We start from the raw sequence: 18,897 nt of genomic DNA, 5'->3' as shown, positions 1-18,897 counted from the left end.
CATGAACTTAAAGCATGAATTTAAGAATGCATGGGATGTTGAAAGAAAAGAAAATGCTATTGAACAAGTTATGCAATATTCTCGCAATTATATGGATTTTTTAAGTAAATCAAAAACTGAAAGAATTTCAGTAAAAGAAATTATAAAATTAGCTAAAGAAAATAATTACATTTCAATAGATGAAGCTATGGAAAAAGGAAGTATAGGTAGTGGTGACAAAATTTATGTTATAAATAAAGACAAGGCAGTAGCACTTTTTGTAATAGGTAAAAATTATATAGAAAAAGGTATGAAAATTATAGGAAGTCATATAGATGCTCCAAGATTGGATTTAAAACCAAATCCACTATATCAAGAAGGAAATCTAGGTTTTTTTAAAACTCATTATTATGGAGGAATAAAAAAATATCAATGGACAGCTATTCCTCTTGCTTTACATGGTATAGTTATATTAAATGATGGAACGAAAGTTGACATATCTGTTGGAGAAGAAGAAAGTGACCCAGTATTTTGTGTAACTGATTTATTAGTTCATTTAGCTGGAGACCAAATGCAAAAGAAATTATCTGAAGGAATTAGTGGTGAAGCTTTAAATATATTAATTGGTAATATGCCTTTAAATGATGAAGAAAAAGAGCCTATAACAGCAAATATACTAAAGCTTTTAAATGAGAAGTATAGTATAGTTGAAGAAGACTTATTAAGTGCTGAAATTGAAGTAGTCCCAGCTGGGAAAGCTAGAGATTTAGGTTTTGATAGGTCAATGGTATTAGGGTATGGTCATGATGATAGGGTATGTTCATATGCTGCTGTGAAGGCTATATTAGAAACTGAACAACCAGAATTTACATCAGTTACATTATGTGTGGATAAAGAAGAAGTTGGTTCTCAAGGAAATACAGGTATGCACTCAAAGTTTTTTGAAAATACTGTGGCTGAATTAATTGCTTTGGAAGGCGATTACTGTGATATTAAAGTAAGAAGAGCTCTAGCAAACAGTAAGGTTTTATCAGCTGATGTCGCTGCTGGATATGACCCAAATTTTAGAGAAGCGTATGAAAAGAGAAATTCCGCATATATGGGAAATGGGATAGTTTTAAATAAGTATACTGGTTCAAGAGGTAAAGGCGGATGCAATGATGCAAATGCAGAATTTATGTCAGAAGTAAGAAGAATTTTTAATGAAGGAAATGTAGTATGGCAAACTGCTGAACTTGGAAAAGTTGACCAGGGAGGCGGTGGAACTATAGCCTATATATTGGCCAATCAAGGTGCAGAGGTTATAGATTGTGGTGTTGGAGTTCTAAACATGCATGCACCATATGAGATTGTTTCTAAGGTAGATATATATGAGATGTATAAGGGATATAAGGCATTTTTTAATATCAATTTGTAAATAAATATAAGAATAATAAGTGAATAAAGGCTGTTGTATAAACAATTTTAAATTGTTATACAATGGTCTTATTTTTTTGTAAAATAATAAAATAAATTGACAACGATTTCATCTTGTTATAATATGTAATAAAGAACTTGTTATATAATGTTATAAAAATGTTACATAGGGAGGTGAACAAAATGGATGAAAAGAAACAAAGAAAAGAGATGGATTTAGAAGTAAATTCATTTGTTCCTTTATATCAACAGCTGTATGACAACATAAAAAAACAAATAGCATCTGGTATATATAAGCCAGGAGATAAACTTCCATCTGAAGGAGACTTATGCAAAGAATTTAATATAAGTCGTATAACTGTGAGAAATGCACTGAATGAACTTGTGAAAGAAGATATACTGTGTAAAAAACGTGGTAAAGGAACGTATGTAACGATACCAGAGAGAATAGAAGCTACATGTGCAGGAAATAGTTTTACTAATTCTTGTCATCGTATTAATGCAAAACCAAGTACACAAATAATATCTGTTTTAATAAAAAAAGCTGATAAACAAGTTGCTGAGGCTTTAAGTATTGAGTTAGAAGAGAAGGTAATATGTATTAAAAGACTTCGATTAATAGATGAAGTACCTGTTATCTTTGAAGTTGATTATTTTAGGATAGATTATATGTTTTTATTAAAAGAAGAATTAGAAGATAAATCTTTAATGGAAGTTATATCTAATAATATAAGTACATTACCTAAGCGTGTAGAAAATATATTTGAAGTAAAACATTCAAACAAAGAATATTCCAACCATCTTAAGTGTGCAAGTAATATGCCATTATTGAAAGTAAGACAATCAGTGTATACAGAGAATAATGATGTTTTATATTATAATGAACAATTTATAAGAAGTGACAAGTATAAATATGCAGTATCAGCAGAAATATAGTCTATATTTAGTAGGAGGACAGATATGAGAAAAATAATATTAGCATCTCATGGAGAATTTTCAAAGGGTCTTTTAGATTCAGTAAAAATGATAGTAGGAGATTTAGCAAATTGTGTTAGTTCATATAGTTTGTATCCTGGCCAAAGTGCTTCAGATTTTGCCTTAGAATTAGAAAAAATAATATTAGAAGATAAAGAATGTGAATACATAATTTTATCTGATTTATATGGTGCGAGTGTATGCACTGCAATGTTGAGATTAACTAACTTACATAATGTTAATTTATTCTCTGGAATGAACTTGAATATGGTATTAGAACTTCTTACAAGATTTTCTGATAAATTGACAGCTAAAGATGTAGAAGAATTAGTGAAAGAATCTAGAATGGGAATACAAAGTGTGACATTACAAATTAAAGAAGAAGAAGAGGTATTTTAGTTTATGGAAAAAAAGGGAATATTATCAGTATTTAAAAATAAGAAGCCGATTATAGCAATGATACATTTAAAAGGAGATACTCCAGAAGATATCTTTGAAAGAGCTAAAAAAGAAATCACAATCTTAGAGGAAAATGGTGTAGATGGAATAATGTTAGAAAACTACTATGGCAATTACTATGATTTAGAAAGAATACTTGAGTATGTATCAAACGCTGATTTGTCAATCCCATATGGAGTAAACTGCTTAAATGTTGATACTATGGGATTTGAACTGGCAACAAAATACAATGCAAATTACATACAAGTTGATTCTGTAGTAGGCCATGTTAAACCTAGAGACGAGGCAACATTAGAAGAATTTTTTAAATTACAACGTTCAAAGTGTCCAGCTTATTTAATTGGGGGAGTTCGATTTAAATATCAACCAGTATTATCGGAAAAAACAGTTGAAGAAGATTTAAAAATAGGTATGACAAGATGTGATGCCATAGCAGTTACAGAGAATGCTACAGGACAAGAAACATCAATGGAAAAGATAGAGTTATTCCGTAAAAACTTAGGGGATTTCCCATTAGTTATAGCTGCTGGAGTTACTTTAGAAAATGCAAAAAAACAACTTGAATTAGGAGATATGGCAATAATAGGAAGTTACTTTAAAGATAATTACAAGGATTTTGGAGATGTTAGTGTAGAACACGTGAAAACATTCATGGATGAAATAAAAAAAATTAGGGAGGAAATATAATGATTAAATTAGTAAGAGTAGACCATAGACTTATACATGGGCAAGTAGCATTTACATGGACAAAATTTTTAAGTACAGATTGCATATTGATAGCAAGTGATGAGCTATTAAAGGATGAATTAAGAATGGCAGGACTTAGAATGGCAAAACCATCTAATGTTAAACTTGTAATGAAGAATATAGAAGATTCTATAAAAGCACTCAATTCAGGAGTTACTGATAAATACAATTTATTGATACTTTGTGAATCTGTAGAAGATGTTTATAAGCTAGCCAAAGAAGTAAAAGCCATTAAATCTATAAACCTTGGTGGAACAAAATCAGATGATAATCGTGAAAATATATCTAAAGCAGTGCATGTATCAAAAGAGGATATAAATATGATTAAAGAATTAGATTCAGAAGGCGTAAATGTATTTGTACAATTGGTTCCTGATGATGATGCTACAAATGTAATGAAATTAATATAATTTTAGGGGGATGAAAATGGAATTTACACAAGTTATTCTGATAACTCTAATTGCATTCTTTGCATATATGCATTGTTTTGTAGGTTCTACAATGCATAATAGACCGATAGTTGTTGCGCCACTTGTTGGTTTAGCACTAGGTAATCTACATACAGGTATAGTAATAGGTTCAACATTAGAGCTAGTATTTATGGGTGCATTTCCAGTTGGAGCAAGTAACCCTCCTGACTTTGTATCTGGTTCTATTATTGCCACAGCATTTGTAATATTAACTGGTCAGGATGTGTCAGCAGCAGTTGTACTTGCAGTTCCTATAGCGACTTTAGTATTGCTTATAGACAACTTCTTAATGACAGTAGTACTTACATGGGGAGCTCATATTGCTGACCGTTATGCAGAAGAGGGTAATATTGAAGGTGTAGAGCGTGTGCAATTATTATTTGGTATAGGAAATAAATTAATATTAGCAATAATAGTAGGTATAGGATTCTCATTAGGTGTTCCAGTAATAGAAAAAATACTTTCATTTATACCATCATATGTAACTCATGGAATGGATGTTGCAGCAGGTGTTATACCAGCAATAGGTTTTGCTATGTTAGCTAGAATGATGCTTAATAAGAAAACAGTAGCATTTTTATTATTAGGATTTATATTGGTTGCTTATCTAAATATAACAGTAACAGGAGTTGCATTATTTGGATTAGCAATAGCTTTAATATATGTTAACTTTGTAGGAGAGAAGGAGGTAGTAGTAGATGACAACGAATTCTAAGAAATTGGAGACAATTTCACCAGACAGTAAAATAACGAGGAAAGACTTTTGGAAATGTTTTAGAAGGTCTTTAACATTAGATTCATCTTGGAACTATGAACGTATGCAAAATATAGCATATGCATATATGATGGCACCAATAATTCGTAGAGTATATAAAGATGATAAAGAAAAAAAATCGAAGGCTTTAAAAAGACACCTTGAATTCATGTCAGTTACTCCTCATATAAGTACTCTTTTGGTAGGTATATCTGGAGCTATGGAAGAAGAAAATGCAAAAAATGAAGAGTTTGATGCAAATAGTATAAATGCTGTTAAGTCAAGTTTAATGGGACCAATTTCTGGAATAGGAGATTCATTTTTCTGGGGGACATTGAAGCTTATAGCAGCTGGAGTTGGTATAGCTTTAGCTTCACAGGGAAATATAATGGGACCAATTCTATTTCTTTTAATAATAAACATTCCTCATTTTATCATTCGTTATATATGTTTAGATAAAGGATTTAAGTATGGAACTCAATTTTTTAAAGATGTAAGTGGTTCAAATATAGTTTCAAAAGTTATGGAAGCAGCTTCAATGTTAGGGCTTATGGTAATTGGAGGAATGACTGCCTCTAATGTAATGTTAAAGCTCAGTGTTAATGTAGGTAGTGGAGAGTGGGCAGAGCCCATTCAAACTTATTTAGACCAAATAATGCCATGTATGCTTCCAGCTATGATATTTGGTATTATGTATTGGTTATTAGGAAAAAAAGTCAAGACAACTACAATATTAATTTCTGTTATAATTATTTGTATAGTGCTAGCTGCTATTGGAATAGTATAAGCAGAATTAAGGATATGATTTCTAAAGTATTAAAAAAATCCCAAGTTCATTTGAACGAGGGCTTTTTTTTACTAAATTAACTAGAAAGAAAATTTTTATATAGTAATTTATGACTATTCATGTGACAATTACAGTTATTTTATTCATTAGTTATATAGTATAGAATTAAGTATCTTATATTATAATTATTATATTATGATTTCAAAGTACTCACATAATCTGTTTAAGAATTTATCTTCCAATGGAGAAAAAGTTTTCTTTTTAGAATAAATAAAGAAAAATTTTCTAGTAAAATCAACATTTTTTATTTTATAACATTTAATTTTACCTGCATTTAGATAATCAATAGCTGATATATAAGATATAAAAGAGACACCAAGACCCAGTCTAACCATTTCTTTAATAGCTTCATTTGATTCCACATGTGCTATTATATTTAATTTATTTACAGGAAAGTTATTTTTGCTAAGTGTGTTTAGTATTAAATTTCTAGTACCAGAGCCTTCTTTTCTCATAATAAAATTTAAGTAAGCCAATTCTTCTATATCAATTTTATTATCTTTATTATCAATTTTAAAATCTGAAGGAGTGATAAGAACAAGCTCATCATCTAATAAGTCTAGGTATTCTATTTGAGGATTGTTAACTTTAGAACCAACCAATCCAAAGCTTATTCTTTCATTTAAAATTTCTGATATAGCATATTGAGAATCATAATGGCTTATGGAAAATTTTACGTCTGGGTAACTCATGGAAAAACTCTTCATAAAATCAGGCAAAATATAGGTTTCAGGTATAGAACTACATGCAATATCTATAATACCTTCTATTTTTCCTGAATATTCTTTTATATCATAAATTGCACGTTTACAGTTGTTTAATATATATATAGCATGTTCATAAAGAATTTCACCAGATTTTGTGAGTGTAATCACTTTGTTACTTCTATTTATAAGTACAGTTTCTAACTCTCTCTCTAAATTTTGTATATGTGCACTTACCGTAGGTTGAGTTAAAAAAAGTTCTCTTGCAGCTTTTGAAAAACTTTGATGTTTTGCAACAGCAACAAATACTTCAAGTTGTTTAAAATCCATTATTTAATCCTCCTTAAATTATCTAAAACTATTATAACATATTTGATAAATTAATAGTCAAAGGTGATTTTTAAAATAGAAAACCTTAAAATATTCATGGAGTTTTTGATTGTTTAGGAATAATTTGGTATAATGTTATAAGGATATTTACCTTTAAAATATCGTAAATTGAATTTTCAAAATTCAACTTTAAAATATATTTTATTACAGAAAAATTACAAAGAGCTTCTTAATCTTATTAAATTCAAATAAATATTATATAATTATTTTATAATACAATAAATATAATTATTGAAAAAAGAGATAATCGTACATCGAGATATAGATAAATATTATAAAATTTGAGAAAGGAGGATTGATTTATGAAGTTAAAAAAGTCATTAGTTTGTGTAACTATTTTAGGTATTGTACTTGTTGGATGTCATAAAGAAACCACTAAAGAGAAAAACCAAGTAGCAAATAAAGCAACACAACAAAAAACTATGACAAAAGTTCAAAATGATGTTAATGAAATTATGAGTAAGGATTATAAGTTTGTTATAAAAAATATGGGAATACCTTATAACACAATTTATTATATAAAACCTAAAGATTTAAAAGAATCAGATACAATGCAAGATATAAATACATCAAGTTATATGACATTAGTTTACCCTAAATATACTGGAAATAATGAATTAGATGGAAGTGCTTTATACATTGATATTAATAAAAATAAAGTTGTCAATGTTGAAACAAACTCGTTTTCATCACAAAGTACTATTGATATTGATGCTAATGCCAGTATTATGATTGAAAAAAGCGACCATGAAAAATCAGCTGTGTCACTAGAAAATTTTAGAAAGATTGACTTAGGAGAGTATATTGGAGTTGATGAGTCTAGAATAAATGAAGTTGTTGGAGAGGCAAATTATGAGCTAACAGCATATAATCATGAAGGTAACAAAGTAGTTAAAAGTTATAGATTAAAAGAAGACAATAAATTATTAAAAAATGAAGTGCTTACAATAAGTATTGTGGATAACAAAATAAAATCTATAAAAACTATTGAAAGTGATAAAATTGTAAAAATAATAAAAGGAGCTTTAATAGAATAATGGATTCTAAAGCATACAAGGCTGTTTCAAGATAGAAGTAAATTTCTAGCTGGAAACAGTTTTTTTATAAGATTTATAAAATTTATTGAATCTTAGTTAGAAATGATTTTATAAGCTTTATTAAATTTGAACTGCACTTATAGATAACAATTGGTTATAATTAAATATAAGATAAAATTATTTCTAAATTTTTCAATCTATAACATACTACATTGAAATGTTTTAAATAAAAAATATATTGGGGAGTATTTAAAATGATAGAATTAGCAGATGCCATAAAAATTATTGAAGAAAATGTTGTACCAATAAGTAGGGTGAAGAGAGTAAATCTTATAGATGCAGTAAATAAGGTAGTTGCAGAAGATATATATTCAACAATTGATAGCCCTCCATTTGATAGGTCACCATACGATGGTTATGCATATAATGCAAATTCTGAAAATAGAAACTTAAAGGTTATAGGGACTTTATATGCAGGAGAAGTATTTGATAGTGTATTAAATAAAAATGAAGCAGTGAAGATAATGACTGGTGGTAAAATACCAAGGGGTGCAAACTGTGTAGTAAAAAAAGAAGATGTAACTGTTGTAGATGATATGATAATTTTAAATGTAAAGTTAAAGGAATATGATAATTACATATTCAAGGGTGAGGATATAAAAAAGGGGCAATTGATTATTAATAAAAATCAGAATATAGGGTATGATGGCTTAGGAGTGCTAGCAAGTCTTGGAATATCTACAGTAACAGTGTATGATGATTTAAAAGTCGGAATCTTGAATACAGGAACAGAGTTACAAGATATAAACGAGCCTTTAGAGGATGGTAAGATATACGATAGTAATAGATATACATTATATTCGAAACTCATAAAGCTTGGTATACAGGCAGATACAATATGTAATTGTTCTGATGATATATTAGAGTTAGAAAAAATAGTAAAGAATATGTTGAAAAAGGTAGATTTTTTAATTACAACAGGTGGTGTGTCTGTTGGAGATAAGGATTTAATTCCAGATGTATTTAGAAAAATAGGTGCACAAGAGTTATTTTGGAAAATAAACATTAAACCTGGAGGAGCTTGTTATGTAGCTACATTGGGAGAAAAACTACTATTTGGACTTTCTGGAAATCCACATGCAGCAATTGTGGTATTTGATAATGTGGTAGTTCCTGTGATTGAGTATTTGACATATAAGAAAAGGGAGCATTATATAAAAGCTATATTTAAGGGGGAATTTAATAAACTTTCAAATAAGGATAGATTTGTAAGTGGTAAATTATATACAAGTGAAGGTAAATTATATGTAAGGTTAAATGATAAGAAGGATGCTAAAGCTAGATTGTCAGCAACATTGAGAAGTAATTGTATGATAAAAATAAAAAAGGAAGAAACTATAAAAGAAAATCAGTTAGTAGATGTTGTTATTAGATAGTTTTATGAAAGGAAGTAAATTTTATGTATAATATATTGTCAGTTGTATCCTATTCTGGAGTAGGCAAAACTACATTAATTGAAGGTATAATAAAAGAATTAAATAAAGAAGGGTATAATGTTGGGGTTATTAAGCATACATGTCATGATTTTGATATGGATGAAGAGGGTAAAGATACTTACAAACATAGAAAATCTGGTGCTAAAAAGGTATGTATAATATCAGATAAACGAGTGGCATATATTGAAGAACTAAAAGATAATAATCCATTATATGAAATGATTCAGTTGTATAGAGATATGGACTTAATTATTATAGAAGGATATAAAAATTATAGGTTTAGAAGATTGGAGATAACTAGAGAGAATAAATATAAGGATATTTTATCAAATAGGTCTGATTTAATAGGAATTGTTAGTGATATAGAATATGATTTAAATATTAAACAATTTGATTTAAATGACTATAAAAATATATCAAATTACATAGAGTATTGTATAAAAAATGAGATTTTAAGTATAAATGATACTGAAATAAAAAACATATTAAAAGAATAATTTTAAGATACTCTTTTGATATAAAATGGTATAATTATTTATATAAATAAAGATATGAGAAATTTATCAATCGTATTTTGAATTATAAAATATCAAAGAAATCTTAGGAGGAAAAAATATGAAAAAGATATTAGTAGCATGTGGGGCAGGAATTGCGACATCAACAGTAGTTTGTGATAGAGTAGAAAGATTAATTAAAGAAAATAACATACAAGCAGAAGTTATACAATGTAAAATTGCTGAATGTGCAACAAAACAAGAAGGAGCTGACTTAATAGTATCTACTACTATATTGCCAACAACTTATAATATACCTGCGATAAAAGCAACAGCGTACATAACAGGTATAAATACAGCTGCCTTAGATAAGAAAATATTGGATGCTCTGAAATAGTTTTGTATTTATAAAAAAATATTTAGTATTAAATATAGAGTTGTGTCTTTGTAAGAATTTATTTATAGAGATATAGCTCTTTTATATTGTTTTAAAGGTAGAGTTAATAATATAAGTATTCAATTTTATGAAAAATATTGATTTATATTGTAAATTTATAAAAGATTTAAAATTGTTGTTATGTTATACTAATTTATGGGTATTTTTTAGAAGTATCAATGGAGGAGGGATTTAATACTTATGATAAAACAATTTATAAAATATTATAAGCCATATAAGAAAATTTTCACACTAGACCTTATAGCAGCTTTTTTATTTTCCTTATGTGATTTAGTTTATCCTATGATAACTAGAAATATAATGGATGATATTGTTCCAAATAAAAATTTAAGAATGTTAGTAGTTTTTGCAGTAGTACTTATACTTATATTTATAGCAAAAGCAGGGCTTAACTATTTTATGCAGTATTGGGGGCATGTTATAGGTGTAGATATGCAAGCTGATATGAGAAATGAAGTATTTACACATTTGCAGAGACTTCCAAATACGTATTTTGATAATAACAAATCTGGGGTAACTATGTCTAGAATAGTAAATGACCTAATGGATATAACAGAACTTGCACATCATGGGCCTGAAGATTTATTCATTTCTATAGTAATGTTAGTGGGTTCATTCTTTATACTTATAGATATAAATATTCCTCTTACTCTCATAATATTTGCTATATTACCATTTATAATTTGGTTTGCAATAGCTAAAAAAGATAAGATGAATGTTGCTTTTATGAAGAGTAGAGTTACTATAGGTGATGTGAATGCTACCTTAGAAAATAGTATAGCAGGTATGAAAGTAACTAAGTCTTTTTGTACTGAAAAAGAAGAATTAAATAAGTTTGTAAGAAGTAATAAGTTATTTAGAAGAGCAAGACAAGATTCTTATAAAGTAATGGCAGAATATTATTCTGGGATGAACTTATACATGGATATTTTAGAGTGGGTAGTTGTCATAGCTGGTGGTTACTTTACTTATCTTGGAAAAATTACATTGGGTGATTTTGCTGCCTATATATTATATGTAAAAATGTTTATACAGCCTATGAAAAAATTGATAAACTTTACAGAGCAATATCAAAATGGTATGACAGGTTTTAAACGATTCATAGAAATAATGGAACAAGACCATCAAAAAGAAGCTAAAAATCCTGTTGAGCTTGAAAATGTAAAAGGTAATATTGAGATAGAAAATATATCTTTCACATACGAAGATAAGACTCAAGTATTAAATAATTTGAGTTTATCTATAAAAGCTGGCAAGACGATAGCATTGGTTGGACCTTCTGGAGGAGGGAAGACTACATTATGCAATCTATTACCAAGGTTTTATGAATTTGATGAGGGTGATATAAAAATTGATGGAAAGAGTATAAAAGATGTTAGTTTAAAATCATTGAGAAAAAATATAGGTATAGTTCAACAAGATGTATTTTTATTTACAGGAACTATAAGAGATAATATTCTTTGTGGAAATCCTAATGCTACAGATGAAGAAATGATAGCAGCAGCTAAAAAGGCGAGAATACATGACTTTGTAGAGACTTTACCAGATGGATATGATACTTATATAGGTGAAAGAGGAGTAAAATTATCAGGTGGACAAAAACAAAGAATATCAATCTCGAGAATCTTTTTAAAGAATCCTCCAATAATAATATTGGATGAGGCTACATCTGCGTTAGACAATGTAACAGAAAGGGAAATTCAAGAGTCTTTAGAAGAATTAAGCAAAGATAGAACAAATTTAGTTGTCGCACATAGATTAACTACTATAAAAAATGCTGATGAAATCATAGTATTGACAGATAAAGGAATTGAAGAAAGAGGTACTCATGAAGAGTTAGTAAACAAAAATGGAGTATATAGTAGATTACACAATAACTAGTGTATAAATTTTATACCATAACTAACATATACACTAAATTTATAAACATAGAATATATTAAGGTTCATAAATCAAATTCATCTTATATTAATGACTTGTTTTATGAAAAAATGTATTCTATGTTTTATTTTTTGCAAATTACAATTAATTCTATTTATAAGAATAGTGATAAATAGCCATTAGTTGGGATAACGTTTTTCTAAAAAGAATAATTTAGAAAGCTAACTTTAATTTATAGAATTTATAGAATTTTATGAAAAAAATCGAATTTTGACTTGAAATGTTTTTCAAAAGTAGTAAAATAATGGATAACTATACATACATTGTATACAAATATATTTATTATGAGGGGGGATTTTGTATGGAGGCAATAACAGCTTTTTGTCTGGTTTTAGTGTCACTGACGATAGGAGATGTAGTTTCAGCAAAAACTAAAGCTTTTGTTCCATCAGTTTTTGTATCAGCAATTATATTTATAGTAGGATTTTGGACTTTTTTCCCAGAAAATATAGTAGATTTAGCTGCTTTAGGAACACCATTAGCCCAATTGGGAATGCTTTTATTAATAACACATATGGGAACTATGATGAGTATTAAGGAATTAGCAGGTCAATGGAAAACAATCGTAATAGCTTTAGCAGGAATAGTAGGCATATGTGTAGGCGCTTTAGCATTAGGTACAGTAGTATTTGGATGGGATACAGCAGTAATAGCTACACCTCCTCTTACTGGAGGACTAGTTGCATCTATAATGATGGCAGATGCTGCTACAGCAAAAGGTCTTGCAAGTTTGGCAGTACTTGCAATTTTAATGTATGTTGCACAAGGATTTGCAGGTTATCCGATTACAGCATTGATGCTTAAAAAAGAAGGAAAAAGACTTTTATCAGATTTTAGAAGTGGAAAAGTAACTGCAAGTAAAGTTGAAGAAAAAACTGAGAATGTACCTGAACAAAAAAGTAGATTTAAGATAATTCCAGATTTACCTGAAAAGTATGATACAACATATATGATAATACTTAGATTAGGATTGGTAGCATGGTTAGCAGTACAATTTACAAATCTTACACATGAAGTTGTATCTAGATATGTTATATGTTTAATATTTGGTGTAATAGCATCAGAACTTGGAATAGTTGATAGAAAACCTCTTAACAAATCTGGTTCATTTGGATGGTTAATGACATCATTGATGGCTTTTATATTTGCAGGTTTAGCAAAGGCTACACCAGCAATGCTTGCTGAAATGGCAGTTCCTCTTGTAGGAATTATAATATTTGGTGTAATAGGTATGGGGATATTCTCTATTATAGCAGGTAAGCTTTTAGGCGAAAGTAAAGAAATGGCTTTTTCAGTTTCACTTACAGCACTTTATGGTTTCCCACCTAACTATATATTAACTGAAGAAGCAGTAAAAGCTTTAGCTGAAACACCAGAAGAAAAAGAATTTTTAATGGATAAGATGCTTCCAAAGATGCTTGTTGGAGGATTCACTACAGTTACAATAGCTTCTGTAGTAATAGCAGGTATATTTGTAAATCTAATCTAATATTTAACTGATAATGATAAAAAATATTTTAAAGAAGAATATGTACTACCTGGAGGTCTGGAATGGATATTAAAGAAATAACAAAGAGTTATAAAGACTATGTGATTAAGCTTAGAAGGGAATTTCATGAAAATCCTGAGAAGAGTATGGAAGAAGTTAGAACATCAAAGAGAATCAAAGAAGAACTTGATAAAATTGGAGTGCCATATGTATCAGCTGGAGGCACAGGTGTAATTGCAACTATAAAAGGAACTAAGCCAGGAAAGACTGTAGCACTTAGAGGTGATATGGATGCTCTACAAGTTGTCGAATGTACTGATGTAGAATATAAATCGAAAAATGAAGGGCTTATGCATGCTTGTGGTCATGATGGTCATACATCAATGCTTTTAGGAGCAGCGAAAGTACTAAATGATATTAAAGATAGTATTAATGGAACTGTAAAATTATTTTTTCAACCAGGAGAAGAAGTTGGTAAAGGTGCAAGAGCTATGATTAAAGATGGTGCGATGGAAGGTGTAGATAGCGTATTTGGGATACATCTTTGGACTGATGTGGAATCTGGAACTATATCAGTAGAAGAAGGACCAAGAATGGCTTCTGCTGACTTCTTTAAAATCACTGTAAAAGGTAAGGGTGGTCATGGCTCACTTCCTCATCAAGGTGTTGATGCAGTACTTGCAAGTTCAGCAATAGTTATGAATTTACAATCTATGGTTAGTAGAGAAGTAAGTCCTTTAGAACCATTAGTTGTAAGTGTTGGAGTTTTAAATTCTGGAACTAGATTTAATGTAATAGCAAGTGAAGCTATCTTAGAAGGTACAATAAGACTATTTAATCCAGAACTTAGAAAACAAATTCCTTCAATTCTAGAACGTATAGCAAAATCTACAGCAGGAGCATATAGGGCAGAAGCTGAATTAGAATATGGATATCTAACTCCAGCAGTTATAAATGACAAAGAATGCTCAAAGATAGCAACTGATGCAGCAATTAAGCTATTTGGAGAAGAATGTATAACAATGTTTGAAAAAGTAACAGGAGCAGAAGATTTGGCTGAATTTATGAATATTGCACCTGGTGCGCTAGCCTTTGTAGGAGCTAGAAATGAGTCAAAAGGTGCTTGTTACCCTCACCATCATGGATGTTTTAATATAGATGAGGATGCGTTAGAGATTGGAACTGCTTTATATGTTCAATATGCAGTGGACTTTTTAAATAAATAAATTTAATATACTATAAGGAAAAAGCAGAGACTAAGTTTATATCTCTGCTTTTTTATTGTCTATAATTTTTATAAGGATTGACTATATAAAATATATATGATAGGATAAAAGAAAATGATAATCAATATCAAATAAAAAGAAGGTGATTTATTTGAATAATGTAGTGTTTGCATTTTTGATAACATTATTGGCAGGTTTGTCTACAGGTATAGGTAGTTGTATAGCCTTTTTTGCTAAAAAAACTAACACGAAGTTTCTTTCTATAAGTTTAGGATTTTCTGCTGGTGTTATGATTTATGTGTCTATGATAGAAATTTTTCCTAAAGCACAAGATGCTTTGACAAAGTCTATGGGAGAGAAAATGGGAAGCTGGTCAACTGTAATAGCTTTTTTTGCAGGGATGGCTATCATTGCAATTATTGATAAGTTAATCCCTCAAGAAGAAAATCCACATGATATAAAGAAGATGGAAAATATAGAGGAACAAAATATCAAAAGAAATAAATCTCTTTTGAGAACAGGTATATTTACAGCAATGGCTATAGCAATTCATAATTTTCCAGAAGGTTTAGCGACATTTATATCAGCTCTTGACGATGTTACGATAGCTATACCAATAGCTATTGCAATTGCTATACACAATATACCAGAAGGTATATCCGTATCTGTACCAGTTTATTATGCTACAGGAGATAAGAAGAAAGCTTTTTATTATTCTTTTTTATCTGGTATGTCTGAACCATTAGGAGCAATTATTGGATATGCACTTCTTAGAAATTTCTTAAATGATATAACTCTTGGAATTGTATTTGCAATTGTAGGGGGAATCATGGTATTTATATCGCTTGATGAACTATTGCCATCAGCTAGAGAGTATGGTGAGCATCATTTATCCATTTATGGTCTAATTGCAGGGATGGGTGTTATGGCTATTAGCTTACTGTTATTTAAATAAGCTTTTAGATGTCTGATTGTAACCTAAAATTAATATCAAAATGATATAATTATTTAAATAGATTTTTTAAGATATTTAAAAATATCATTTTGGAGAGTGAGTATTATGAAAAAGAAAATAAGGTTTAAATTTGACTGGTATAGCTCACCTGATAAGATAGAAAAATGGTTAGAGGATATGGAAATTAAAGGATATAATTTATATAAGATAAATAAACTTGGTGGAATATTTTACTTTTATAAAGGAAGTCCAAGAAAAATAAAATACACTGTTGATTACTACTATGATGCAGAAAATAATTATTTTAATGAACATAAATCAAAAGGTTGGAATCTTGTTTTTAGGAGTATTGGCAGTTTTATGGGGACATCTTCATGGTATGTATGGTCTAAAGAATATAAAGATATACCTCCTAAATTATATAGCGATTTTGATAAACTAAATAAAGTAAAATCAATTTTGTTTATGAACGTATTTATATTATTTTTGTTAGTGGTAATCTTTATATATTTATTATATGTTGAAGTAAGTAATCTATCTAGTGGTTATGGCGTATCAATAACTGCTATTGTACTACAGATTATGTTATTAGTTTTATATATAGTACAGTTATATAAGAGACTAATGTATTATCTAAGGCTTAAAAAGTTTAAATAAATAGAAGAGGGTACCTTGAAATGATTTTAAAAAAACTTTTAAGGTACTTTCTTTTGTTCATGAATACTGTTTTTTAATACTGTTGATTTTTATTGTGAAATTGATATATCAAAATAACAATTGCATAAAATTGAGTATTGATATAAATAATTTGAAAATGTTATTCTAAAGTATCAGATGTGTAAAATCACATCTGAGTAAATTAATTCAAATATTTTAACTGTATTAATTAAAAATCGTGCAAGGAGGAATTTTATGATTAATATAGCAGTTTGTGAAGATGAAAAAGAAGCTCAACTTTTAATAGTAGATTATATTGAGAATATATTAAAAAATATAAGTATAGAATATGAAATAAAAAAATATTTATCTGGAGAAGAGTTACTTGAAAACAACTTAAAAGACATAGATATACTATTTCTTGATATAAAGATGGAAAAACTAAATGGAATGGATACTGCAAGAATGATTAGAAAAATGGGTAGTGAAATGGAAATAATATTTATAACCTCCTTGATAGACTATGTACAAGAAGGATATGAGGTAAGAGCTTATAGATATTTGCTAAAGCCTATAGAATTTGAAGAATTAAAAAAACATATGTTGATCTGTATTAAAGATATAGAAACAAACAAGGATAGTTATATCATAATAAAAGATAAGTCAAACACATATAAGATTTATTTAAATGAAATTAAATATATAGAAGTTCAAAAAAAAGAGATGCTAATACACACTATAAATAAAAATTTTTATATAAGATATAGCTTAAACAAAATAGAAAAAGAATTAAATCTATCTAGATTTATAAGATGCCATAAAAGTTTTATAGTAAATTTAAGCCATGTTGAAAATATAAAGTATAATATTGCAATATTGGAAAGTGGTGAGGAAGTACCTATTAGTAGATATAGGTATAAAGAGGTTAAGGAGACGTTTTTGAGATTTCTTGGTGATACAATATGTTAAATTTCATGACTGAGCTATTATTAATTTTATCTATATTTATAAGATTTACTATAATGAAAGATGTATTAACTTACAAAGAAGAGCATAAAAAAAATGAAAAAATAATATTCTGTATTCTGTTGTTCTTAATTTATACTATGCTCCAAGTAACTAGATTATTGAATGAAGGAAAATATTCTAATAATATAAACTATTTATTTCCTATTGTAGCATTTGTTGTATGGGGAGTATATTATAATTATTTTTACAAGATAAGTATTATTAAGTATACTGTTTTCTTTTATTTATTTAGTGTATATTATGAATGTTTAAACGATGTTGTGTATAGGGTACTATTTTTTGTGATTACAGGTAATCTCATATCGTCTAAGGAATATTTATTAGCATCTCAACTAGATTATATAAAAATTCATATATATAGTAACTTAATAATGATTCTTATACACATGGTATTTTATTTTTTTAGAAAGTATATAAAATCAATTACTCAGGATAAGAGAAATTATGTATATTTATTATTTGCTTTATTAGCTAATACAACTAATGTATTTACAAATTATATATTAAAAAAGTTAGAACGGTTTGGGTCATTACATTCGGAAGGATACTATTTTGATAATTTTGTGAATCCAAAGTTAATAGGAGCTAGTAGTATACTTCTTATACTAGTATTTAAAGAAATAATAAAAGAAAATAGATTAAAATCTCAAAATGAATTAATAAAAAATAAGTTAGAGATGCAATATGCATATTATTTGGCCATTCAAGAATCCCATATGAAGGTTAGGAAGCTTTACCATGATATAAATAATCATATTTATTGTGTAGAGAATCTCAAAAATAATAGTGAAGAAATAGATGAATATGTGAGTAATTTAAAAGATGAAATTAAATCATTTAAATATATTTATAATACAGGAAATATGATACTAGACATTATAATTAACGAAAAGAGCGAAATATGTGCAAAAAAGGGAATTAAATTTAATTGTTGCATAAATTTTTCAAAAATAAATTTTATGAAGCCTATAGATGTCTCAAGCATTTTTTCTAATATTTTAGATAATGCTATAGAAGCATGTGATAAAATCATGGATGAAAATAGTAATAAATATATCAAAATTAAAGGAACTATAACGAAGTCATTTTTTGTACTTAAATGTGAAAATAGTAAGATAAATTCTATTACTATAAATAGAAGTATATTATTGACAGATAAAATGGATAAATTTATGCATGGAATAGGAATTCAGAGTATTAAATCGTCTTTGCAAAAATATAATGGAGAACTATTATTTGAAAATAATAAGGATAAGTTCATGCTGAATATATACATACCATTAAATCAAGATACTGACAGTTGGGACGATTAAGTTACTAGTTGGACTATACAAATTTTATATTTCAAATCATTAGCATATTATTTTACTATAAA

Annotated in this window: 19 protein-coding genes; 18 read left to right on the top strand and 1 reads right to left on the bottom strand. The window is 28.2% G+C overall.

Features of this window, described 5'->3' with window-relative positions; genetic code table 11:
• The first annotated feature begins 1 nt into the window (after window position 1).
• The 7 genes from Q3304_RS01640 (at window position 2) to Q3304_RS01610 (ending at window position 5,587) form a co-directional block, all read left to right on the top strand.
• On the top strand, window positions 2–1,396 hold the full coding sequence (locus tag Q3304_RS01640) for an aminopeptidase (RefSeq protein WP_054276205.1): 1,395 nt from the start codon (window positions 2–4) through the stop codon (window positions 1,394–1,396).
• Between the two features lie 182 nt (window positions 1,397–1,578).
• Window positions 1,579–2,331, top strand: coding sequence for a GntR family transcriptional regulator (locus Q3304_RS01635; RefSeq protein WP_054269622.1), 753 nt, complete (start codon window positions 1,579–1,581; stop codon window positions 2,329–2,331).
• A 24-nt stretch (window positions 2,332–2,355) separates the two neighbouring features.
• The gene (locus Q3304_RS01630) at window positions 2,356–2,769 is read left to right on the top strand and encodes a PTS sugar transporter subunit IIA (RefSeq protein WP_054276207.1); all 414 of its coding nucleotides are present in this window, start codon (window positions 2,356–2,358) and stop codon (window positions 2,767–2,769) included.
• Window positions 2,770–2,772: 3 nt separating this feature from the next.
• Entirely contained in the window at window positions 2,773–3,516 is a 744-nt protein-coding gene (locus tag Q3304_RS01625) for a BtpA/SgcQ family protein (protein WP_054269624.1), read from the top strand.
• Window positions 3,516–3,986: a PTS sugar transporter subunit IIB gene (locus Q3304_RS01620; RefSeq protein WP_054269625.1), complete on the top strand. Its 471-nt coding sequence runs from the start codon at window positions 3,516–3,518 to the stop codon at window positions 3,984–3,986. The genes Q3304_RS01625 and Q3304_RS01620 overlap by 1 nt, the downstream gene beginning before the upstream one ends.
• A gap of 16 nt (window positions 3,987–4,002) precedes the next feature.
• Window positions 4,003–4,761: a PTS sugar transporter subunit IIC gene (locus Q3304_RS01615; protein WP_054269626.1), complete on the top strand. Its 759-nt coding sequence runs from the start codon at window positions 4,003–4,005 to the stop codon at window positions 4,759–4,761.
• Entirely contained in the window at window positions 4,745–5,587 is an 843-nt protein-coding gene (locus Q3304_RS01610; protein WP_054269627.1) for a PTS system mannose/fructose/sorbose family transporter subunit IID, read from the top strand. The genes Q3304_RS01615 and Q3304_RS01610 overlap by 17 nt, the downstream gene beginning before the upstream one ends.
• A gap of 188 nt (window positions 5,588–5,775) precedes the next feature.
• On the opposite strand, the gene Q3304_RS01605 is transcribed toward Q3304_RS01610, so the two are convergent.
• Window positions 5,776–6,681 (bottom strand): selenium metabolism-associated LysR family transcriptional regulator, encoded by a 906-nt coding sequence (locus Q3304_RS01605; RefSeq protein WP_054269628.1) that lies wholly within the window; start codon window positions 6,679–6,681, stop codon window positions 5,776–5,778.
• A gap of 362 nt (window positions 6,682–7,043) precedes the next feature.
• Between Q3304_RS01605 and Q3304_RS01600 the strand changes: the two genes are divergently transcribed.
• The 11 genes from Q3304_RS01600 (at window position 7,044) to Q3304_RS01550 (ending at window position 18,835) form a co-directional block, all read left to right on the top strand.
• Window positions 7,044–7,778, top strand: a complete 735-nt coding sequence (locus Q3304_RS01600; protein WP_054269629.1) for a hypothetical protein — start codon at window positions 7,044–7,046, stop codon at window positions 7,776–7,778.
• A gap of 254 nt (window positions 7,779–8,032) precedes the next feature.
• Window positions 8,033–9,214, top strand: a complete 1,182-nt coding sequence (locus Q3304_RS01595) for a molybdopterin molybdotransferase MoeA (protein WP_219673559.1) — start codon at window positions 8,033–8,035, stop codon at window positions 9,212–9,214.
• A gap of 23 nt (window positions 9,215–9,237) precedes the next feature.
• Entirely contained in the window at window positions 9,238–9,771 is a 534-nt protein-coding gene (mobB, locus tag Q3304_RS01590) for a molybdopterin-guanine dinucleotide biosynthesis protein B (protein WP_219673560.1), read from the top strand.
• A gap of 118 nt (window positions 9,772–9,889) precedes the next feature.
• Window positions 9,890–10,165 carry a PTS sugar transporter subunit IIB gene (locus tag Q3304_RS01585; protein ID WP_407813297.1) on the top strand — a complete coding sequence of 92 codons (276 nt, stop codon included), beginning with the start codon at window positions 9,890–9,892 and terminating at the stop codon, window positions 10,163–10,165.
• A 240-nt stretch (window positions 10,166–10,405) separates the two neighbouring features.
• Window positions 10,406–12,106: an ABC transporter ATP-binding protein gene (locus Q3304_RS01580; RefSeq protein ID WP_054269632.1), complete on the top strand. Its 1,701-nt coding sequence runs from the start codon at window positions 10,406–10,408 to the stop codon at window positions 12,104–12,106.
• Window positions 12,107–12,467: 361 nt separating this feature from the next.
• Window positions 12,468–13,655: a hypothetical protein gene (locus tag Q3304_RS01575; RefSeq protein WP_054269633.1), complete on the top strand. Its 1,188-nt coding sequence runs from the start codon at window positions 12,468–12,470 to the stop codon at window positions 13,653–13,655.
• Window positions 13,656–13,717: 62 nt separating this feature from the next.
• Window positions 13,718–14,881, top strand: a complete 1,164-nt coding sequence (locus Q3304_RS01570) for a M20 family metallopeptidase (RefSeq protein WP_407813298.1) — start codon at window positions 13,718–13,720, stop codon at window positions 14,879–14,881.
• 151 nt (window positions 14,882–15,032) lie between these two features.
• Complete coding sequence (gene zupT / locus Q3304_RS01565) at window positions 15,033–15,836, top strand: zinc transporter ZupT (RefSeq protein WP_407813299.1); 804 nt, start codon at window positions 15,033–15,035, stop codon at window positions 15,834–15,836.
• Between the two features lie 105 nt (window positions 15,837–15,941).
• Window positions 15,942–16,493, top strand: coding sequence for a DUF2812 domain-containing protein (locus Q3304_RS01560; RefSeq protein WP_407813300.1), 552 nt, complete (start codon window positions 15,942–15,944; stop codon window positions 16,491–16,493).
• Between the two features lie 255 nt (window positions 16,494–16,748).
• Window positions 16,749–17,462, top strand: coding sequence for a LytR/AlgR family response regulator transcription factor (locus Q3304_RS01555; RefSeq protein ID WP_407813301.1), 714 nt, complete (start codon window positions 16,749–16,751; stop codon window positions 17,460–17,462).
• A complete protein-coding gene (locus Q3304_RS01550; protein ID WP_407813302.1) occupies window positions 17,456–18,835 on the top strand; it encodes a GHKL domain-containing protein in 1,380 nt (459 codons plus the stop codon). Before Q3304_RS01555 ends, Q3304_RS01550 begins: the two co-directional genes overlap by 7 nt.
• The last annotated feature ends 62 nt before the right edge of the window (window positions 18,836–18,897 follow it).

This window comes from Clostridioides sp. GD02377 (genome assembly GCF_045899875.1).
GTDB classification, from domain to species: domain Bacteria; phylum Bacillota; class Clostridia; order Peptostreptococcales; family Peptostreptococcaceae; genus Clostridioides; species Clostridioides difficile_A.
This window is presented reverse-complemented; position numbering and strand designations above follow the sequence as displayed.